The sequence below is a fragment of the Bradyrhizobium sp. Ce-3 genome (assembly GCF_022835695.1).
In the GTDB taxonomy this organism is placed as follows: domain Bacteria; phylum Pseudomonadota; class Alphaproteobacteria; order Rhizobiales; family Xanthobacteraceae; genus Bradyrhizobium.
Window position 1 is genome coordinate 421511 of record NZ_BQUV01000008.1, and the last position, 17063, is coordinate 438573.

The window sequence follows — 17063 nt, forward strand, 5'->3', positions numbered from 1 at the left end:
AGCACGAATGGGACGGATCAAACCGCCGTCGCCTTCGCGAACTCGACATAGATCTCGCGCAGGCGGTCGGTGATCGGGCCGACCTTGCCGTTGCCGACGGTCTTGCCGTCGATCGCGACCACGCCCTGCACGAACACCGAGGCGCTGGTGATGAAGGCTTCCTTGGCGGCGAGCGCTTCCTCGACCGTGAAGGCGCGCTCCTCGATGCGCAGCTGGCGCTCTTCGGCGAGCTTGACCACCGCCTTGCGGGTACAGCCGGGCAGGATCTCGTTGCCGTTCTGCCGGGTCACGATGACGTCGTCCTTGGTCACGATGAAGGACGAGGACGAGCCGCCTTCGGTGACCTTGCCGTCCTCGATCATCCAGGCTTCGCCGGCGCCGGCCGCAGCCGCGGCCTGCTTGGCCAGCACCTGCGCGAGCAGCGCCACGCTCTTGATGTCGCGCCGCTCCCAGCGGATGTCGGGCACCGTGATGACGTTGATGCCGGTCTTGGCCGACGGCGCGTTAATGATGTCCTTTTCCGAGGTGAACATCACCAGCGTCGGCTTGACGTCGGCCTTCGGGAAGGCGAAGTCGCGCCCCTTGTCGGCGCCGCGGGTGACCTCGAGATAGACCATGCCGTTGACGAGGTCGTTGCGCTTGACCAGATCCTTCTGGATCTCCTCGATCCGCTCCAGCGTCTCCGGCAGCGCCAGCTCGATCTCGCCGACCGAGCGCTTGAGCCGCGCCAGGTGCGAGGCGTTGTCGATCAGCTTGCCCTCGAGCACCGCCGCCACCTCATAGATGCCGTCGGCGAACAGAAAGCCGCGGTCGAACACCGAGACCTTGGCCTCGGAGTGCGGCACGAACGAGCCGTTGACGTAAGCGATCTTTTCCACGCGAGTTCTCCTGCGGACGAAGGGGAGTTTCAGGCCTTCGTATACGCAAATTGTTAACGGGGGAAAACCCCACTCCCGTCATTCCGGGGCACGTCGAAGGCGTGAGCCCGGAATCCATTTCGCAGCTGAAGATGCGGCCCGATGGATTCCGGGCTCGCGCTACGCGCGCCCCGGAATGACGACGGGGAGAGGCCGCCGCCCCCAGCCTCAGTGCTGCAGGATCTTCGACAAAAACTTCTGCGCGCGGTCGCTGCGGGGCGTGCCGAAGAAGTCGGCCTTCTTGGCGTCCTCGACGATCTCGCCGCGGTCCATGAAGATGACGCGATCGGCGACCTTGTTGGCAAAGCCCATTTCGTGGGTCACCACCATCATGGTCATGCCTTCGCGGGCGAGGTCGACCATCACGTCGAGCACCTCGCTGATCATCTCGGGATCGAGCGCCGAGGTCGGCTCGTCGAACAGCATCGCGATCGGGTCCATCGCCAGCGCGCGGGCGATCGCGACGCGCTGCTGCTGGCCGCCGGACAATTCGGCGGGAAACTTCTTGGCGTGATCCTTCAGCCCGACGCGCTCCAGCAGCTTCATGGCCTTGGTGGTGGCGTCGTCATGCTTGCGGCCCAGCACCTTCTCCTGCGCCAGGCGGAGATTGTCGATGATCCGCAGATGCGGGAACAGCTCGAAATGCTGGAACACCATGCCGACGCGGGAGCGCAGCTTCGGCAAATTGGTCTTGGGATCGTTGACCTTGACGCCGTCGAGCGTGATGTCGCCGCCCTGGATCGGCTCCAGCGCGTTGACGCACTTGATCAGGGTCGACTTGCCCGAGCCGGACGGGCCGCAGACCACCACCACCTCGCCCTTGGCGACGCTGGTGGTGCAGTCCTTCAGCACCTGGAAGGTCGGCCCGTACCATTTATTGACGTGACTGATCTCGATCATGATGGCTCGACTTGTTGGTTCAGCGAACAATGGCGATCCGCGCCTGCAGGCGGCGCACGCCAAAGGACGCGACACAGGAAATGACGAAGTAGACCAGCGCGGCGAACAGGTACATTTCGACCAGACGGCCGTCGCGCTGCGCGACCTTGCTGGCGGCGCCGAGGAAATCCGGGATCGACAGCACGTAGACCAGCGAGGTGTCCTGGAACAGTACGATGGTCTGCGTCAGCAGCACCGGCAGCATGTTGCGGAACGCCTGCGGCAGCACGACGTAGCGCATCGACTGCGCGTAGTTCAGGCCGAGCGCGCTGGCCGCGGCCGGCTGGCCCTTCGAGATCGACTGGATGCCGGCGCGCATGATCTCGGAGAAGTACGCCGCCTCGAATGCGATGAAGGTGATCAGCGAGGAGGCGAAGGCGCCGACCGTGATCGGCCGCGACGCGCCGGTCAGCCACTGCCCGATGTAAGGCACCAGGAAGTAGAACCAGAAGATCACCAGCACCAGCGGCAGCGAGCGGATGAAGTCGACATAGAAGCCGGCGATGCGCCCGAGCACCTTGTAGCTCGACAGCCGCATCAGGGCGATCAGGGTGCCGAACACGAGGCCGCCGAACGCCGCGAGCGCCGTCAGGGTCAGCGTGAAGCGCATGCCCTCGAAGAACAGATAGGGCAGCGCGCGGCGGATGACGTCGAAATCGAAATTGCCGAGCATCGTTATTTGCCCGTGATGTAGCCGGGGATCGCGACATAGCGCTCGAGGAAGCGCATCGCGGTGACCACGACGAAATTGAGGAGAAGGTAAAGCACGGTTGCCGCCGTGAAGGCCTCGAACACCTGGAACGAGAATTCCTGCATCGAGCGGGCCTCGCCGGTCAATTCGATCAGGCCGATGGTGATGGCGACCGCGCTGTTCTTGATGGTGTTGAGGAATTCGGAGGTCAGCGGCGGCAGGATGATGCGGAACGCCATCGGCAGCAATACGTAGCGATAGGTCTGCACCGTGGTGAGGCCAAGCGCGGTCGAAGCCTGCTTCTGGCCGCGCGGCAGCGAGCCGATGCCGGCCTGCAATTGCACGGCGACGCGCGCCGACATGAACAGACCGACGCCGATCGCGGCGGTCCAGAACGGCGCATTGGGCATTTGCTTCAGCCACAGCCCGATCGATTTCGGCAGCAACTCGGGCAGCACGAAGAACCACAGGAACAGCTGCACCAGCAGCGGCATGTTGCGGAAGAACTCGACCCAGCCGAAGCCGATCCACGACGCCGTCCGCGACGGCAGCGTGCGCAGCACGCCGATCACCGAGCCGGTGACCAGCGCGATGATCCAGGCGAGCACCGATACCTTGACGGTGACCACCAGTCCCGACAGCAACAGGTCGAGATAGGTGCCGGTCCCCATCGGGTTCGGCTCGAGAAAGATGTGCCAGTTCCAGTTGTAGTTCACGGGTCCCCCGCGCTCTCGCGCCGATCACGCATTACGCCGACATCACGCGCCGCGTCTATGCAAATGTCCGGCCATTCTCCTCAAAAATGGCCGGACACGTTCTTTTCGGGACCCGCCACCGAACGGTGACGGGTCATGCGCAACCGCGATCAGTTCACCAGATACGCATCCGGATCCGGCGAGTCCGACGGCTTTGCAAACTGCTTCTTCATCTCAGGTCCAGCCGGCGAGTTGAGATTGAGGCCCTTCGGCGGGATCTTCTGGGTGAACCACTTGTCGTAGATCTTCTGGCCCTCGCCGCTGGTGTAGAGCGCCGCGGTGGCGGCGTCGACGACCTTCTTGAACGGCGCGTCATCCTTGCGCAGCATGATGCCGTAGGGCTCCGGCTTGGAGAACGCGTCCTTGGAGATCACGTAGTCGTCCGGCGACTTCGAGCCGGCGACGAGGCTCGCGAGCAGGATGTCGTCCATCACGAAGGCGACCGCGCGGTCGGTCTCGACCATCAGGAAGGCCTCGGCGTGATCCTTGGCCGGGATGATGTTGACGCTCAGGCCGCGCGCGAGGTTGGCCTCGGTCAGCTGCTTGATGTTGGTGGTGCCGGCGGTCGAAACCACCGTCTTGCCCTTCAGGTCGTCGATCGAGTTGATCTTGTTCGCCTTCTTGGTGACGTAGCGGCTCGCGGTCAGGAAGTGCGAATTGGTGAAGGAGACCTGCTTCTGACGCTCGGCATTGTTGGTGGTCGAGCCGCATTCGAGGTCGACGGTGCCGTTGGCCATCAGCGGAATACGCGTCGCCGAGGTCACCGGGTTGAGCTTGACCTCGAGCTTGTCGAGCTTCAGCTCCTTCTTCACGGCATCGACGATCTTGTAGCAGATGTCCATCGCGTAGCCGACGGGCTTCTGGTTGTCGTCGAGATAGGAGAACGGGATCGAGGAATCGCGATAGCCGAGCGTGATTGCGCCGGTGTCCTTGATGTTCTTCAGGGTGCCCGTCAGCTCCTCGGCCTGCGCCTGGCTCACGCCGAGCGCGGCGGCGAGCGCGAAGCCGATCAGATATTTGGATGTCATACGTCTACTCCTTCGTGGAAACGTCGATTTACTGCGTGAGAATGTCGGCGAGGACGGGTGCGATGTAGCGGCGAAACTGGTCCGGATTCTCGCTCATCGGAAAATGACCGAGCTTTTCCATGATCGTGACGCTGGCGCCCCCTATTGCCGCTGCCGTCCGCCTCGTGTCCTCAGGCGTGCAGGAGAAATCATACTCGCCCGTGAGGAGATAGAGCCTGCATACTTTAGTATCGATTGACGCGACCCGACCGCGCAGGTCGCCGTCGACACGATAGAAATAGAGGTCGCCCTTGAACACGCCGGGGCCGCCCTGCTTGTAGGCCCACAGCGTTTCCATCCGTGCCGGCGCCGGGCTTTGCGGCGCGATCAGCCCCGACACCAGCGCGGCGCAGACCTCGCCGCCGTGGACGTCGGGGCGGTTCAGCCAGTCGGTGTCATACCACGGCGCCTGGAAATCGGCGGCCTCGAGCCCGATCAGCGCGCCGAACTCGGCGGCATGTTCGATCGCAAGGTTGAGCACGATGCGGCCGCCGATCGAGCAGCCCATCACCACAGGCTTCTCCAGCCGCAATGCACGGCAGAAGGCGCGGATGGTCTCGGTGTAGCGGTTGGTGGTGAGTTGGTATTCATCGCCGGTCCAGCTCATCGGCGGATTCGATTTACCATGCCAGGGCATATCGAAGGCAATGATGCGGAAATTTTCGGCAAATTGCGCGTCAGCGAGCAGATGCCGCCACTGCCGCGCGTCGGCGCCCGCGGTGTGCAGGCAGACCAGCGGAATGCCCTTGCCGTTCTCCTCGAAATAGATGCGGTGCAGCTCGCCGCCGATCTCGACATGCACGTAGCGGCCGACCATCGGCTCGATATGACCGTTCGCGATCGCGCCGCTCATGATACGGCCGCCGCGAAATGCTGCCGCGGCAGCGCCAGCAGGTCCTTGAAGTATTGCAGATGCGCCATGAAGGGATGCAGGTCGCCTTCCAGCACCGCCTCGCCGCGCTTGGTCAGCGCCAGCAAATCGTGCCAGCCGGGCCTCGGCTCGGCCTGCCAATAGGCGGCCCAGGCTTGCGGCGTCGCGCGATAGGCAAAGCGCCACGAGCGCATCAGGCGAGGGGCCGCCGTGAATTCGACGATGCGCCCGGCACGGATCGCGGCATGAAACGGCCGCGCCGTCGGCCCGAGCAGGCAGTCGCAATCGAGCAGCCGCCCGCGCGCGACCAGGCGCGGCGCCTGGTCGAGCAATGCGGGAATGCCGGCAAACGCCGTCGTCACAGCGTCGTCGGTGGCGTCGAGCGAGAGCGTCATCAGTCGGGGAGTTTTCCTGCGGCGGACAAGCCCATGATGACCGGAAGGGCGCCGTCCCGCAAGGCACCGATGCCCTTGGGTTCCCTGGATAATTCGCTTGACCAAAGGCGTCCCGCGTTCATTGCGCGGACCTCCGCGCCCTCCCCGCACGCTTGTTCGCCGCCGTCCGGGCAGCATAGAATGGCTGTGCCCGCGCGGCCCGACAAAATGATCCTGGATCAGCATCCGCTATGACGGCAGATCAAAACGCCCTGATTCTTCACCAATACGACATCTCGCCGTACTCCGAGAAAGTCCGCGGCGCGTTCGGCCTCAAGGGCCTCGCTTGGTGGGCCTGCAACCAGCCGTCGATCATGCCCAAGCCGGACCTGATTGCGCTGACCGGAGGATACCGTCGTATCCCGGTGCTTCAGATCGGCCGCGACATCTATTGTGACAGCGAGCTCATTCTGGACGAGATCGAGCGCCGCTTTCCCGCTCCGTCGATCTTTGCATGCGGCCGGGCCACCGCCGAGACCTACCGTCTGTGGGCGGACGAGAAGCTGTTTCCAACGGTCGTGGGCCTGTTGTTCTCAGGAGATTGGGACGTCAGCGAGGCCTTCATCGCCGACCGCTCGGCTCTACGAGGCCGGCCGTTCGATCCCGAGGCGTTCCGCGCAGCAATCCCCGGCCTGACCGACGCGCTGCATCGGCATTTGGGGCTGCTGGAGATGCAGCTCGCGAACGGCATCGCCTTTCTGGCGGGCGAGCAGCCGAGTGCAGCCGATCTTCAGGTCTTCCACAATGTCGCATTCATCCGCTGGGGCAAGGGACGGACGACGGCGTTGCTGGACCAGCATCCGGGCCTGCGCGCCTGGGAGGCGAGAATGCGCGCGATCGGACACGGAATCCGCCATGACATCGGCAAGACCGACGCACTCAGAGTAGCCCGCGAGGCGCCGGTGTCTGCGGCCATTGGAGGCGCGCGCGTGAGCTACCAGATCAACGACGCCAATTCGTCGCCGATCGCGGGCAGATTGGTTGCAGCGGACGCGCAGCGGGTTTCGATCCTGCTGGAAAATCCGCTTGTCGGCAGCGTCGTGGTCCACCTGCCGACGACCGGCGGCCGGCTGCATCGCCTCGACTGAACTGTTTGTGTTCCTGACAAGGCGCGACGTCGACCGTGCGCGGGCTTGCTTGGTGCTTACCGCATCGGCAGTGCGCCCCCTCGCCCCGTTCTTACGGGGAGAGGGTTGGGGTGAGGGGCCGCCTCCGCAAACACTGTGATAGCAGTATCTGCGGAAACTCCCCCTCACCCGCAACGCATCTGGCGATGCGTTGCGGCCTCTCCCCGCGCGCGGGGAGAGGCGAAGCAGAGCGCAGCGCCATCTCAGCCTGCCTTCACCACACGCCCGTTCTTCGGCGCCTGGGCCATCGCGCGCGCCAGCACCTGGGCTTCCTTCTTCAGCATGTCGGCGAGCTCGCTTTCGCGGCGGCGGATGCGGTCGGTCGCGGCGCCGATCGAGAGCGCGGCGACCACCTCGCCGGCATCGTCGCGGACGGGAACGCCGACGCCGCCCATGCCGGGAAACGCGGCATCGAGCAGCACGGTGTGGCCGGCCTTGCGCGCCACGGCAATCCGCTCGCGCAGGAACTTTGGCGTGATGCGCGGCGATTTCGCCAGCCGCGGCACGATCACCTCGATCACGGCCTCGATCTCCGCATCCGGCAGCCAGACCAACAGCGCCAGCGCGCCGGCGCCGACGCCGAGCGGGCGGCGGCTGCCGATCTGCAGATAGTTCGGCTGCAGCGGATGGCTGCCGACCGAGCGCGCCAGATAAAGCGCCTCGACGCCGGACCGCACCGACAGCAGCGCCGTATCGGCCGAGCGCTCCGACAGCCGCAGCAGGCTCGGCTGCGCCAGCTCGGCGATGTCGACCGAGCGGCGCGCACCGACCGCCATCACCCGCGCCTCCTGGCCGAGCTCATAGGTCTTGGCGCCCGCGACGCGGCTGACGAAACCCTCCTCGATCAGCGAGTTGAGGATGCGCAGCGCGGTCGCCTTGTTCAGCGAAGTGGAGTCGGCGATATCGGTCAGCCGCAGCGGCGAGCGCTGCGCCAGCACGCGCAGGATCGCGCATACCTTCTGGATCGCGTTGAACTTGTCGGGTTGGCCCGGCTCCGGCGGTGGCCTCTTGCGGCTGGTCCGTGCGGTCGCAGTCGTGGAGGCGTTCATGCCCTGGTCTTCCTTGCCGTCAATTCCAGATCCCGAGCCGGACACGATCAATGACCGCGCCCGGCGAACAACATCCTAGGACGGATGATGTGCACCGGACACCGTATACTTTCGTCAGATGAAACTATGATTTCAACTATCTACGCTGCTATGCAACAACAAGGATATTTGAATTTCGCATCACGAAATCATGCCAACTGCATCCTGCGGATCGTAAACAGCGCGGCAAGGCTGAGGATGCAGACCGCGGTGAGATAGTAACCCGGCGCGAGTTCGCCGATCAGCGCAAAGCCGCCCATCCAGGTCATGATCGCCGGCCCCATGCCGCCGAACACCGTGACGCCGATATTGTAGCTGAGACCGAGCCCGGTCGCACGCGTCGCCGGCGGAAACAGCTCCGACATCAGCGCGGCCAGCGGCCCGTAATACAGCGACTTGAGTACCCCGAGCCACAATACGCCGAGCAGGATGATGGTCGGCGTCGGCTTCCCGGTAAGCAGCAGGAGGGCCGGGAAGACCGACACCAGCAGCAGCAGCGCGAACAGGATCATGTGCGTGGTGCGTCCGATCTTGTCGGAGACGAGGCCTGCGATCGGCGCCAGCAGCGCGACGGCGGTCTGCGCGACCAGCGCCGCCATGAATCCGACCGTCGGCGGCAGGTTGAGCGTCTTCACCACATAGGTCGGCATGTAGACGATCAGGTAGTTGACGGCGGTCGACACCGCGAGCGCGCCGATCGCAAGGACCGTGGCAAGCTTCTGCCGCGTGAACACCTCCCTGACCGGCGAGTCCTGCTTTCCGGCCGCGGGCGGCGGCGTGGCGTCCTCGACATGGTTGCGGATGTAGATGCCGACCGGGCCGATCAGCACGCCGAACAGGAACGGCAGCCGCCAGCCCCAGGATTGCAGATCGTCGGGGCTCATCAGCGAGGTCAGGAGTGCGCCGAAGCCCGCCCCCAGCAGGCCGCTGACGCCCTGGCTGGCGAACTGCCAGCTCGCCACGAAGCCGCGCCGCTCCGGCATGTGCTCGACCAGGAACGCGGTCGAGGAGCCGAACTCGCCGCCGGCGGAGAAGCCCTGCACCAGCCGCGCCGCCATCACCGCAACAGGCGCCAGGATGCCGATGGTCTCGAAGGTCGGCATCAGCGCCAGCACCAGCGTGCCGAACGTCATCAACACGATCGACAGCATCAGCGAAGCCTTGCGGCCGTGCCGGTCGGCATAGGCGCCGAGCACGATGCCGCCGATCGGTCGGATCAGGAACGACAGGCCGAAGCTGCCGAAGGTCAGCAGCAGCGAGGTGGTCGGATCACTGGCCGGAAAGAACGCCTTGGAGAGGTAGACCGCGAAATAGGCGTAGACCGAGATGTCGTACCATTCGAGCGCATTGCCGATCGAGGTCGCGACGATCAGGCGGGTGATGTTTTTCTTCGTGGTGGCGTCGTGGCCGGACATTGCGGTCGGCGTCGATAACGTCATCAGGTTTCCTTTGCCGGAGCAGGCATTCGTCTTTCAACACGTGGTGGTCAGGCTTGATCCGAGCATCCACGCCTCCCCGTCACCCTGAGGTGCGAGCTCTTGCGAGCCTCGAAGGATGCACGGCCCCGCTGGTGGCCGATTCATCCTTCGAGGCTCGCTCCGCTCGCTCCTCAAGATGACGGGGAAAAAGCGAGCCCGTCCTTCAACCTTAACGCGCTGCCTCGCCGAGATCCCAGAACAGACCGGCCATGATGGTCAGCGCCTCCTCGGTCACCGGCAGCAGGATGTGCTCGTCGGGGGCGTGCTGCGAGCAGCCCGGATAGGAATGCGGCACCCAGATCGTCGGCAGGCCGAGGCCTTCGGAGAACACGTCGTTCGGCAGCGAGCCGCCGAAGTTCGGCAGCACGGCCGGCGCCTTGCCCGTGGTGGTGCGGATCGAGTTCGCCGCCCAGTCGATCCACGGGCTGTCCATGTCGGTGCGCGAGGCGCCGAAGCGCTGCGCGCCCGAGACCTCGACCATTGGAAAACCGTTCTTGTGCAGATAGTCGCGCACCCCGTCGATCACTTCGAGATATTTGGTGCCGACCACGAAGCGGAGCTGCAGCACCGCGTTGGCCTTGCCCGGAATGGCATTGGCGGGCTTGTCGATGTTGCCCGCCGACATCGCCAGCACTTCCAGCGTATTCCAGGCATAGAGCCGCTCGGCCGCGGTCAGGCCCTCCTCGCCCCAATCCTCCGCCAGCTGAGGTTCGTCCGCCGTCGGCTTGATCTCGACATCGGCGAGCGCGGCGCGAACGCGGTTGGAGATCGGCGGCGGTTTCAGGATCTCGAGCTTCATGCGGCCCTTGCCGTCGACCAGGCTCGCGATCGCGTTGCAAAGGATCGTCGCCGGATTGGCCAGTACGCCGCCCCAATTGCCGGAATGGTTGCCGCCCTCGCGCAGATTGACGTCGAGATGGATGCGGTTGCCGCCGCGGCAGCCGAGGAAGATGGTCGGCCGCTCCACCGACAACCGCGGCCCGTCGGAGGCGATGAACAGATCGGCCTTCAGCTCCTCGCGATGCGCCTCGCAGACCTCGCGCAGATCGGGCGAGCCGATCTCCTCGCCGGTCTCGATGATGAACTTGGCGTTGAAGCCGAGCTTGCCGCCACGCGCCTGCTTCACCGCGCGCAGCGCCGCCATGTTGATCGAATGCTGGCCCTTGTTGTCGGCGGTGCCGCGGCCATAGACGCGATCGCCCTTGACTGTGGTCTGCCAGGGATTGAGCCCGTCGCGCCATTCGCCGACCATGCCGTCGACGACGTCGCCGTGGCCATAGGTCAGCACGGTCGGCCGCGCGGGGTCTTCCTGGTAGTCGGCGATCAGATAGGGCCCGCGGCCGGTCGGCGACTCGATCAGCCGGGTCTTGAAATCGAGCTCGGCGAAGGCCGGCTGCAGATTCTCCACCAGATAGGCGCGCAGGGCATCGGCCTTGTCGGCATTCAGGCTCTCGGTCTGGTAGCCGACCCTGCGGTCCAGTTCCTTCAAAAACTGTCCCGATTGAAAATGCTCTCGCACGTTTGCGATTGCGTCGGCCCGTGTCGCCATGATTGTTCCTTCGTCAGGTCGCGTCTTGGCATGATCCCACCGGAACGCGACGCCTTGCGCCCCGATCATGCTTCTGGAGGCCGGCAACCTATCGGGATCGGACCGCCACCGGAAGGGTGTGAATCGCGAAGGGGGCCTTGCCAAAACGTGGGAAGTCGCAACAAGTTGCTGCGGGACGCCCGGCATCCGACCGGGCCGCATTCGAAGCGGCGTTCAAGGTTTCGGCCAAGGTTTCGACAATGACAAAACAAATCCGGCTCAACGCCTTTGCCATGAACTGCGTGGCGCATCAGTCGCCGGGGCTATGGACCCATCCGCGCGACCGCACCAAGGACTACAACAGACTGTCCTACTGGACCGACCTGGCGAAGACGCTGGAGCGCGGCCGGTTCGACGGCCTGTTCCTCGCCGACGTGCTCGGCGTCTACGACGTCTATGCCGGCAATCCGGATGCGGCGCTGCGCAACGCGGCGCAGACCCCGGCCAACGAGCCGCTGATGCTGATCCCGGCGATGGCCGCGGTGACCGAACATCTCGGCTTCGGCGTCACCAGCAATCTCTCCTTCGAGCCGCCCTACCCGTTCGCGCGGCGGATGTCGACGCTCGACCATCTGACAGGCGGCCGGGTCGGCTGGAACGTAGTGACGGGCTATCTCGATAGCGCCGCGCGCGGTGCCGGCAAGGACAAGCAAACCGCGCATGACGACCGCTACGAGCTCGCCGACGAATATATGGAGCTGGTCTACAAGCTGTGGGAAGGCAGCTGGGAGGACGACGCCGCGATCCGCGACGTCGCACGCGGCATCTTCACGGATCCAAGGAAAGTGCATCGCGTGCAGCACGAGGGAGCCAACTACCGGCTCAACGCGATCCATCTGTCGGAGCCATCGCCGCAACGCACGCCGGTGCTCTACCAGGCCGGCACTTCGCCGCGCGGCCGGCAGTTCGCTGCCGAGCACGCCGAATGCGTCTTCATGTCCGGGCCTTCGGCAAAAGTGATCGGCCCGCGGGTGTCGGCGATCCGCGAGCTCGCCGCTGCGAAAGGCCGCAACGCAGCCGAGATCCTGATGTTCTCGATGATGTGCATCGTGGTCGCGCCGACCGAGGCCGAGGCCAAGGCGAAGTATGCCGAGTATCGCAGCCATATCAGCCATGAGGGCGCACTGGCGCTGATGTCGGGCTGGACCGGCGTCGACTTCTCGACCTATTCGCTCGACCAGGAGGTGCGTCACGTGCAGAACGATGCCGGCCGTTCCGCGATGGACAACGTCACCCGCGCCGATCCTGACCGGGTCTGGACCGTGCGAGAGGTCGCCGAGCATGTCGGCATCGGCGGCGCCGGCCCCGTGGTGGTCGGCACGCCAGAGCAGGTCGCCGACAAGATCGAGCAATGGTTCGAGGACACCGACGTCGACGGCCTCAACATCGCGTTCGCGATCTCGCCGGGCGATTTCGAGGACATCGCCGACATGCTGGTGCCCGAGCTCGTCAAACGCGGCCGCTACAAGAAAGAGTACGCCAAGGGCACACTGCGCGAGAAGCTGTTCGGTGTGGGCCGCGCAAGGCTCGACGCGACGCATCCGGCGGGGCGATATCGGGTGAAGGGCGCGGCGGCGGAGTAGATGGCACTCGGTCCCGTCATCCTGAGGTGCGAGCGGAGCGAGCCTCAGGGTGACGGGGATGGATTGAGCACGCGTCGTACGCTCAATTCACCGCATTGCTCACCATCACCTCGATCAGCTTCGCGCCCGGGCGGCTGAATGCCGACTGCATCACGCCCTTCAGCTCCTGCGGATCGGTGACCTTGATCGCCTCCAGCCCGAGCGAACGCGCGACGCCGGTGAAATCGACCGGCGGGTCGACGAAATCCATGCCGACATAATTGTCATCGCCGTGGAAGGCGAGCAGGCGTTGCTTGATGATGCGGTAACCGCCATTGTTGACGATGACGAAGGTCAGCGGGAGCTTGTGGTTGGCCGCGGTCCACAGCGACTGGATCGAATACATCGAGGAGCCGTCGCCGGAATAGCACACCACCGGGCGCTGCGGATTGGCGAGGCTGACGCCGACCGCGGCCGGCAGGCCCCAGCCGATGCCGCCGGAGGCCAGCGCGTGATAGCCGTAGCGGTCGCGATGAGGTCGCAAGCCGATGATCTGGCGCGACGAGGTCAGGCCCTCGTCGACCAGGATCGCGTTGTCGGGCATCGCCTCGACGACCTGCAGCGCCAGCCAGTCCGGATCGATCGGCGAGGTCCGGCTCGCTGTCGATATCTGTTCGACCAGCGCCTTGCGCTTCGCCGTCCAGTTCTTCGTCGATAGCGCCGCGAGCCCCTGCTTCGCACGCGTCTCCAGAGCGCTGCCGCCGAGCTCCTTCAACGCCGGAACCAACGCGCGCAGCGTTTCCCTGACGTCGGCCTTCACCGCGATCTCGGCGCCATAGTTCCTGGCGAGATCGCTGTCGACCAGGCCGATCTGCACGATCGAGAGCCCATCCGGCAGCGGATCGACCTCGCTATAGACCGACATCCGCAGCGGGTCGCCGCCGAGCGCAATCAAAAGGTCATGCGGTGCCAGCACGTCGCGCGCGACCTTCTGCAGCCGCGCGATCGCGCCCATGAAGCTCGGGCTTTCGGACAGGAAGTGCGAGCCATAGGGCGTCGACGATTGCCAGGCCGGGCAGCCCAGCGTCTCCGCAAGGTCCGCGGCCTCGCGCAGCGCGTCGCTCTTCACGATCTCGTCGCCGACGATGATCACCGGGCGCTCGGCCTTGAGGATGCGCGCGGCCAATGCCTTCAGCGACTCCTCCGACGGCCGGACGCGGCTGTCGACGCGGGTGGAGCGGCCGAGCTCGATGCCGGCCTCAGCATTGAGGATGTCGCCGGGCAGCGAGATGAACACCGGCCCGGTCGGCGGCGTGGTCGCGATCTTGGCGGCGCGGCGGACGATGCGCGGCAAATCTTCGAGGCGCGTCACCTCGACCGCCCATTTCACCAGGGGAGTAGCCATCTGCACCAGCGGGCCATACAGCACCGGCTCGGTCAGGCCGTGGCCCTGTTCCTGCTGCCCGGCGGTGAGGATCAGCGGCGTGCCGGTGAAGCTCGCGTTGTAGAGCGAGCCCATCGCATTGCCGAGACCGGGCGCGACATGCACGTTGCAGGCGACCAGCTTGCCGGAGGCGCGGCTGAAACCGTCGGCCATCGCGACCACCAGGCTCTCCTGCATCGCCATCACATAGGTGAGATCGGGATGATCCTTCAGCGCATGCATGATCGGCAGTTCGGTGGTGCCGGGATTGCCGAACAGATGGGTGACGCCCTCATCCTTCAGCAGCGCCAGAAATGCCGAGCGGCCGGTAATGCGATTCTTCATGTTCCCTCCAGGCCTGCCGGCGCGTTGGCCGACGGAATTGAGGCAGATGACCAAACTTGTGCTTGGTGAGCAATCGAGCGGCCGGTCATGGCCGCATTCCGCAGGCGCGCGCCTGGAATACGGCCGCTAGAACATCCCCTCGCGTTCGCTGCGCTTCTTCTTTTTCGAGCGCTGCCAGACCACGCCGGGATAGCCTGTCAGCGGCACCAAGGGCTCGCCGGTGTAGGCCCATTCCTGCAGTTCCTCGATCGCGATGTGATAGAGCGGCTGGCGGCCGGTGCGCCCCGAGAACAGCGCGCGCGGGATGTTGACCATGTGCGGCGAGCGCGCGCGTTCGTAGACAATTGGCGTGCCGCAATTGGCGCAGAAGCTGCGCGCGGTCTTGCTCGCCGCGTCCTCGTAGCGCGACAGCTCGCTTTCGCCTTGGGTGATGCGGAAGCGCTTCTTCCAACTGCCGACATAGGTCGCATAAACCGCGCCATGGGCGCGGCGGCTGGCGGCGGTGTGATCGTGCCAGGCCCAGCGCGCCGGCACGTCGATCTCGAACCGGATCTTGCCGCACAGGCATTGCCCGGCCGCGGGCTTTGCCAGCGCCACCGGCTTGGGCTTTTTGGTCGGCTCGAACTCGTCGTCCGGAAACATCGCAGGTGCTCCACCTCTCACCGAAGGTGGAGCTATTGTAGCCCGGATGCAGCGAAGCGTAATCCGGGAACGGCGTATCCGCCGATGCAGGGGCCCCGGATTTCGCTGCGCTCCATCCGGGCTACGAGATCTCTACGCCTGCGCCAGCTCGTCGTGCATCGGATAGTCCGTGTAGCCCTTCTCCTCGCCGGCGTAGAAGGTGGCGCGGTTGTATTTGGTCAAGGGATAGCCGCGCTGCAGGCGGTGCGGCAGGTCCGGGTTGGAGATGAAATAGCGGCCGAACGCGATCGCATCGGCGTGACCTTCGGCGACCGCGCTCTGCGCGCTCTCGCTGACGAAATTTCCCGCCGTGATCAGCACGCCGCTCCACATCGGACGGTACAGCACCATCGCCGACGGCACGTTCTGCCAGTCGACCTCGGCACGGCCGGTGCCCGAGGCGCGCGGCTCGATGAAATGCAGATAGGCGAGCCCGAATTTGTCGAGCGCCTTGATGGCGTGGCTGTAGAGCGGCATCGGATCGGCCTCGCCGCTGCCGTTGGCAATTCCGTAGGGCGAAAGCCGCACGCCGACACGGTCGGCGCCCCACACTTCGGTCACCGCCTGCGTCACCTCCAGCAGGAAGCGGACGCGGTTCTCGATCGAACCGCCATACTGGTCGGTGCGCTGATTGCTGCGCGACTGCAGGAACTGCTCGATCAGATAGCCATTGGCACCGTGGATCTCGACGCCGTCGAAGCCGGCGGCAAGCGCGTTCTTCGCGCCCTGCCGGTAGGCCTCGACCATCAGCGCGACCTCATGGGTCTCGAGCGCCCGCGGCGTCTCGTAGTCGACCACCTTGCCGTCCGCGGTCATGCACCTGAACTCGGCGGGGATCGCGACCGCCGACGGCGCCACCGGCAGCGCGCCATCCGGCTGGAACGAGGAGTGCGAGACCCGGCCGACGTGCCAGAGTTGCAGGAAGATCAAGCCGCCCTTGGCGTGCACACCATCCACCACCTCGCGCCAGCCCGCGATCTGGGCCTCGCTGTAGATGCCGGGGACGCCGGGATTGCCGAAGCCGGTCGCGACCACCGGCGAGGCTTCCGCGATCAAGAGGCCGCCCGGCGTGGCGCGCTGCGCGTAATATTCCGCGTTCATCGGCCGCGGCGCGAGGCTCGGCCGCGCCGCCCGCATCCGCGTCAGCGGCGCCATCACGACGCGATGCTTCAGCTCATAGGGACCGACCTTGAGCGGCGAAAACAGCGATGGAGAACTCATGCCTACCCCGATTATTCTTTGTGATGTCCCGTTATCTCACGGGTTCATCTTGTTCGCAAAAGCAGGTAGTGGCAATCTAGCGAACAGACAAGCAGGCTTGCCATGTCGAAAACGAGCGCCACATCGCTCCCCTCATTGAGCGTCCGCATCGATCTCGATGCCGAAGACCGCATCGGACCGGGCAAGATCCTGCTGCTCGAGCAGATCAAGGAATGCGGCTCGATCTCGGCCGCCGGCCGCGCCATGGACATGAGCTACAAGCGCGCCTGGGACCTCGTCGACGAGATCAACCGGATCTGCCGCCAGGCGGCGGTGGAACGCCAGACCGGCGGCAAGAACGGCGGCGGCGCGGTGCTGACCCCGTTCGGCCTCTCCCTGGTTGCGCGCTACCGCAAGATCGAGCGCGATGCCGCGACCGCCGTGCGCAAGGACCTCGAAGCGCTGCGCAGCGACATCGGCAAGCCGAAGAAGGCCGCCGGGCGATAAACGCCGAACCGGCGGCTGTCGCAGGGGCGCTTTGCGAAAATATCGAAAACAACCCCATGCACAGTAGCCGGCGTTCGACACGGCAGCTTGACACGTCGGGCAACTCAGGGGTACTATTCTAATATTCCGAAATGGTCCAGGCGTTGAGGTGAGGAGAGGCTATTCCCTCTCGCACCACCGTCATCGCCCGGCCTGTGCGCGATTGCGCACATCGACCGGGCGATCCAGTACGCCGCGGCCCTTCGGCTCAAGCACGACCGTCTCTGGAATACTGGATCACCCGCATGCTGTTTAGTCCGGAGACATGGCTGACACTTGTTCGGACACATCACTGACAGGTTGGCGGTTGGTCAAGTCGATTGATGCGACCTGCCAGCTGGCGAAGAAGAC

At 65.1% G+C, this 17063-nt stretch carries 16 protein-coding genes; 3 read left to right on the forward strand and 13 right to left on the reverse strand.

From position 1 onward, the window contains the following. Nucleotides 1-17: 17 nt before the first annotated feature. From BRSPCE3_RS27530 to BRSPCE3_RS27560, 7 genes are all read right to left on the reverse strand, one after another. On the reverse strand, nt 18-878 hold the full coding sequence (locus tag BRSPCE3_RS27530) for a D-amino-acid transaminase (protein WP_244069465.1): 861 nt from the start codon (nt 876-878) through the stop codon (nt 18-20). 207 nt (nt 879-1085) lie between these two features. Then, the gene (locus BRSPCE3_RS27535) at nt 1086-1817 is read right to left on the reverse strand and encodes an amino acid ABC transporter ATP-binding protein (protein WP_244069466.1); all 732 of its coding nucleotides are present in this window, start codon (nt 1815-1817) and stop codon (nt 1086-1088) included. A 19-nt stretch (nt 1818-1836) separates the two neighbouring features. Continuing rightward, nucleotides 1837-2529 (reverse strand): amino acid ABC transporter permease, encoded by a 693-nt coding sequence (locus tag BRSPCE3_RS27540; protein WP_244069467.1) that lies wholly within the window; start codon nt 2527-2529, stop codon nt 1837-1839. 2 nt (nt 2530-2531) lie between these two features. Continuing rightward, nucleotides 2532-3263: an amino acid ABC transporter permease gene (locus tag BRSPCE3_RS27545; RefSeq protein ID WP_244069468.1), complete on the reverse strand. Its 732-nt coding sequence runs from the start codon at nt 3261-3263 to the stop codon at nt 2532-2534. 149 nt (nt 3264-3412) lie between these two features. Continuing rightward, nucleotides 3413-4330 (reverse strand): amino acid ABC transporter substrate-binding protein, encoded by a 918-nt coding sequence (locus tag BRSPCE3_RS27550; RefSeq protein ID WP_244069469.1) that lies wholly within the window; start codon nt 4328-4330, stop codon nt 3413-3415. A 28-nt stretch (nt 4331-4358) separates the two neighbouring features. Beyond that, a complete protein-coding gene (locus BRSPCE3_RS27555) occupies nt 4359-5222 on the reverse strand; it encodes an alpha/beta fold hydrolase (protein WP_244069470.1) in 864 nt (287 codons plus the stop codon). Next, nucleotides 5219-5635 (reverse strand): hypothetical protein, encoded by a 417-nt coding sequence (locus tag BRSPCE3_RS27560; RefSeq protein ID WP_244069471.1) that lies wholly within the window; start codon nt 5633-5635, stop codon nt 5219-5221. Before BRSPCE3_RS27560 ends, BRSPCE3_RS27555 begins: the two co-directional genes overlap by 4 nt. Nucleotides 5636-5865: 230 nt before the next feature. Here BRSPCE3_RS27560 and BRSPCE3_RS27565 point away from each other — a divergent pair, with 230 nt between their 5' ends. Continuing rightward, nucleotides 5866-6762: a glutathione S-transferase family protein gene (locus tag BRSPCE3_RS27565; RefSeq protein ID WP_244069472.1), complete on the forward strand. Its 897-nt coding sequence runs from the start codon at nt 5866-5868 to the stop codon at nt 6760-6762. Between the two features lie 242 nt (nt 6763-7004). Here BRSPCE3_RS27565 and BRSPCE3_RS27570 read toward each other — a convergent pair whose 3' ends face one another. The 3 genes from BRSPCE3_RS27570 to BRSPCE3_RS27580 form a co-directional block, all read right to left on the reverse strand. Next, nucleotides 7005-7850 carry an IclR family transcriptional regulator gene (locus tag BRSPCE3_RS27570; protein WP_244069473.1) on the reverse strand — a complete coding sequence of 282 codons (846 nt, stop codon included), beginning with the start codon at nt 7848-7850 and terminating at the stop codon, nt 7005-7007. Between the two features lie 188 nt (nt 7851-8038). Continuing rightward, nucleotides 8039-9328: an MFS transporter gene (locus BRSPCE3_RS27575; protein WP_244069474.1), complete on the reverse strand. Its 1290-nt coding sequence runs from the start codon at nt 9326-9328 to the stop codon at nt 8039-8041. 208 nt (nt 9329-9536) lie between these two features. Further along, nucleotides 9537-10916, reverse strand: coding sequence for a M20 family metallopeptidase (locus BRSPCE3_RS27580; RefSeq protein ID WP_244069475.1), 1380 nt, complete (start codon nt 10914-10916; stop codon nt 9537-9539). Nucleotides 10917-11155: 239 nt separating this feature from the next. On the opposite strand from BRSPCE3_RS27580, the gene BRSPCE3_RS27585 reads away from it, so the two are divergent. Beyond that, nucleotides 11156-12538, forward strand: a complete 1383-nt coding sequence (locus BRSPCE3_RS27585) for an LLM class flavin-dependent oxidoreductase (RefSeq protein WP_244069476.1) — start codon at nt 11156-11158, stop codon at nt 12536-12538. Between the two features lie 82 nt (nt 12539-12620). Here the strand turns inward: BRSPCE3_RS27585 and BRSPCE3_RS27590 are convergent, their stop codons facing one another. From BRSPCE3_RS27590 to BRSPCE3_RS27600, 3 genes are all read right to left on the reverse strand, one after another. Beyond that, nucleotides 12621-14285: a thiamine pyrophosphate-binding protein gene (locus tag BRSPCE3_RS27590; RefSeq protein ID WP_244069477.1), complete on the reverse strand. Its 1665-nt coding sequence runs from the start codon at nt 14283-14285 to the stop codon at nt 12621-12623. 126 nt (nt 14286-14411) lie between these two features. Next, nucleotides 14412-14927 (reverse strand): GFA family protein, encoded by a 516-nt coding sequence (locus tag BRSPCE3_RS27595; RefSeq protein WP_244069478.1) that lies wholly within the window; start codon nt 14925-14927, stop codon nt 14412-14414. Nucleotides 14928-15059: 132 nt separating this feature from the next. Next, nucleotides 15060-16187, reverse strand: a complete 1128-nt coding sequence (locus BRSPCE3_RS27600; protein ID WP_244069479.1) for an alkene reductase — start codon at nt 16185-16187, stop codon at nt 15060-15062. A gap of 102 nt (nt 16188-16289) precedes the next feature. Between BRSPCE3_RS27600 and BRSPCE3_RS27605 the strand changes: the two genes are divergently transcribed. Next, nucleotides 16290-16673 (forward strand): winged helix-turn-helix domain-containing protein, encoded by a 384-nt coding sequence (locus BRSPCE3_RS27605; RefSeq protein WP_244069480.1) that lies wholly within the window; start codon nt 16290-16292, stop codon nt 16671-16673. Nucleotides 16674-17063 lie beyond the last annotated feature (390 nt).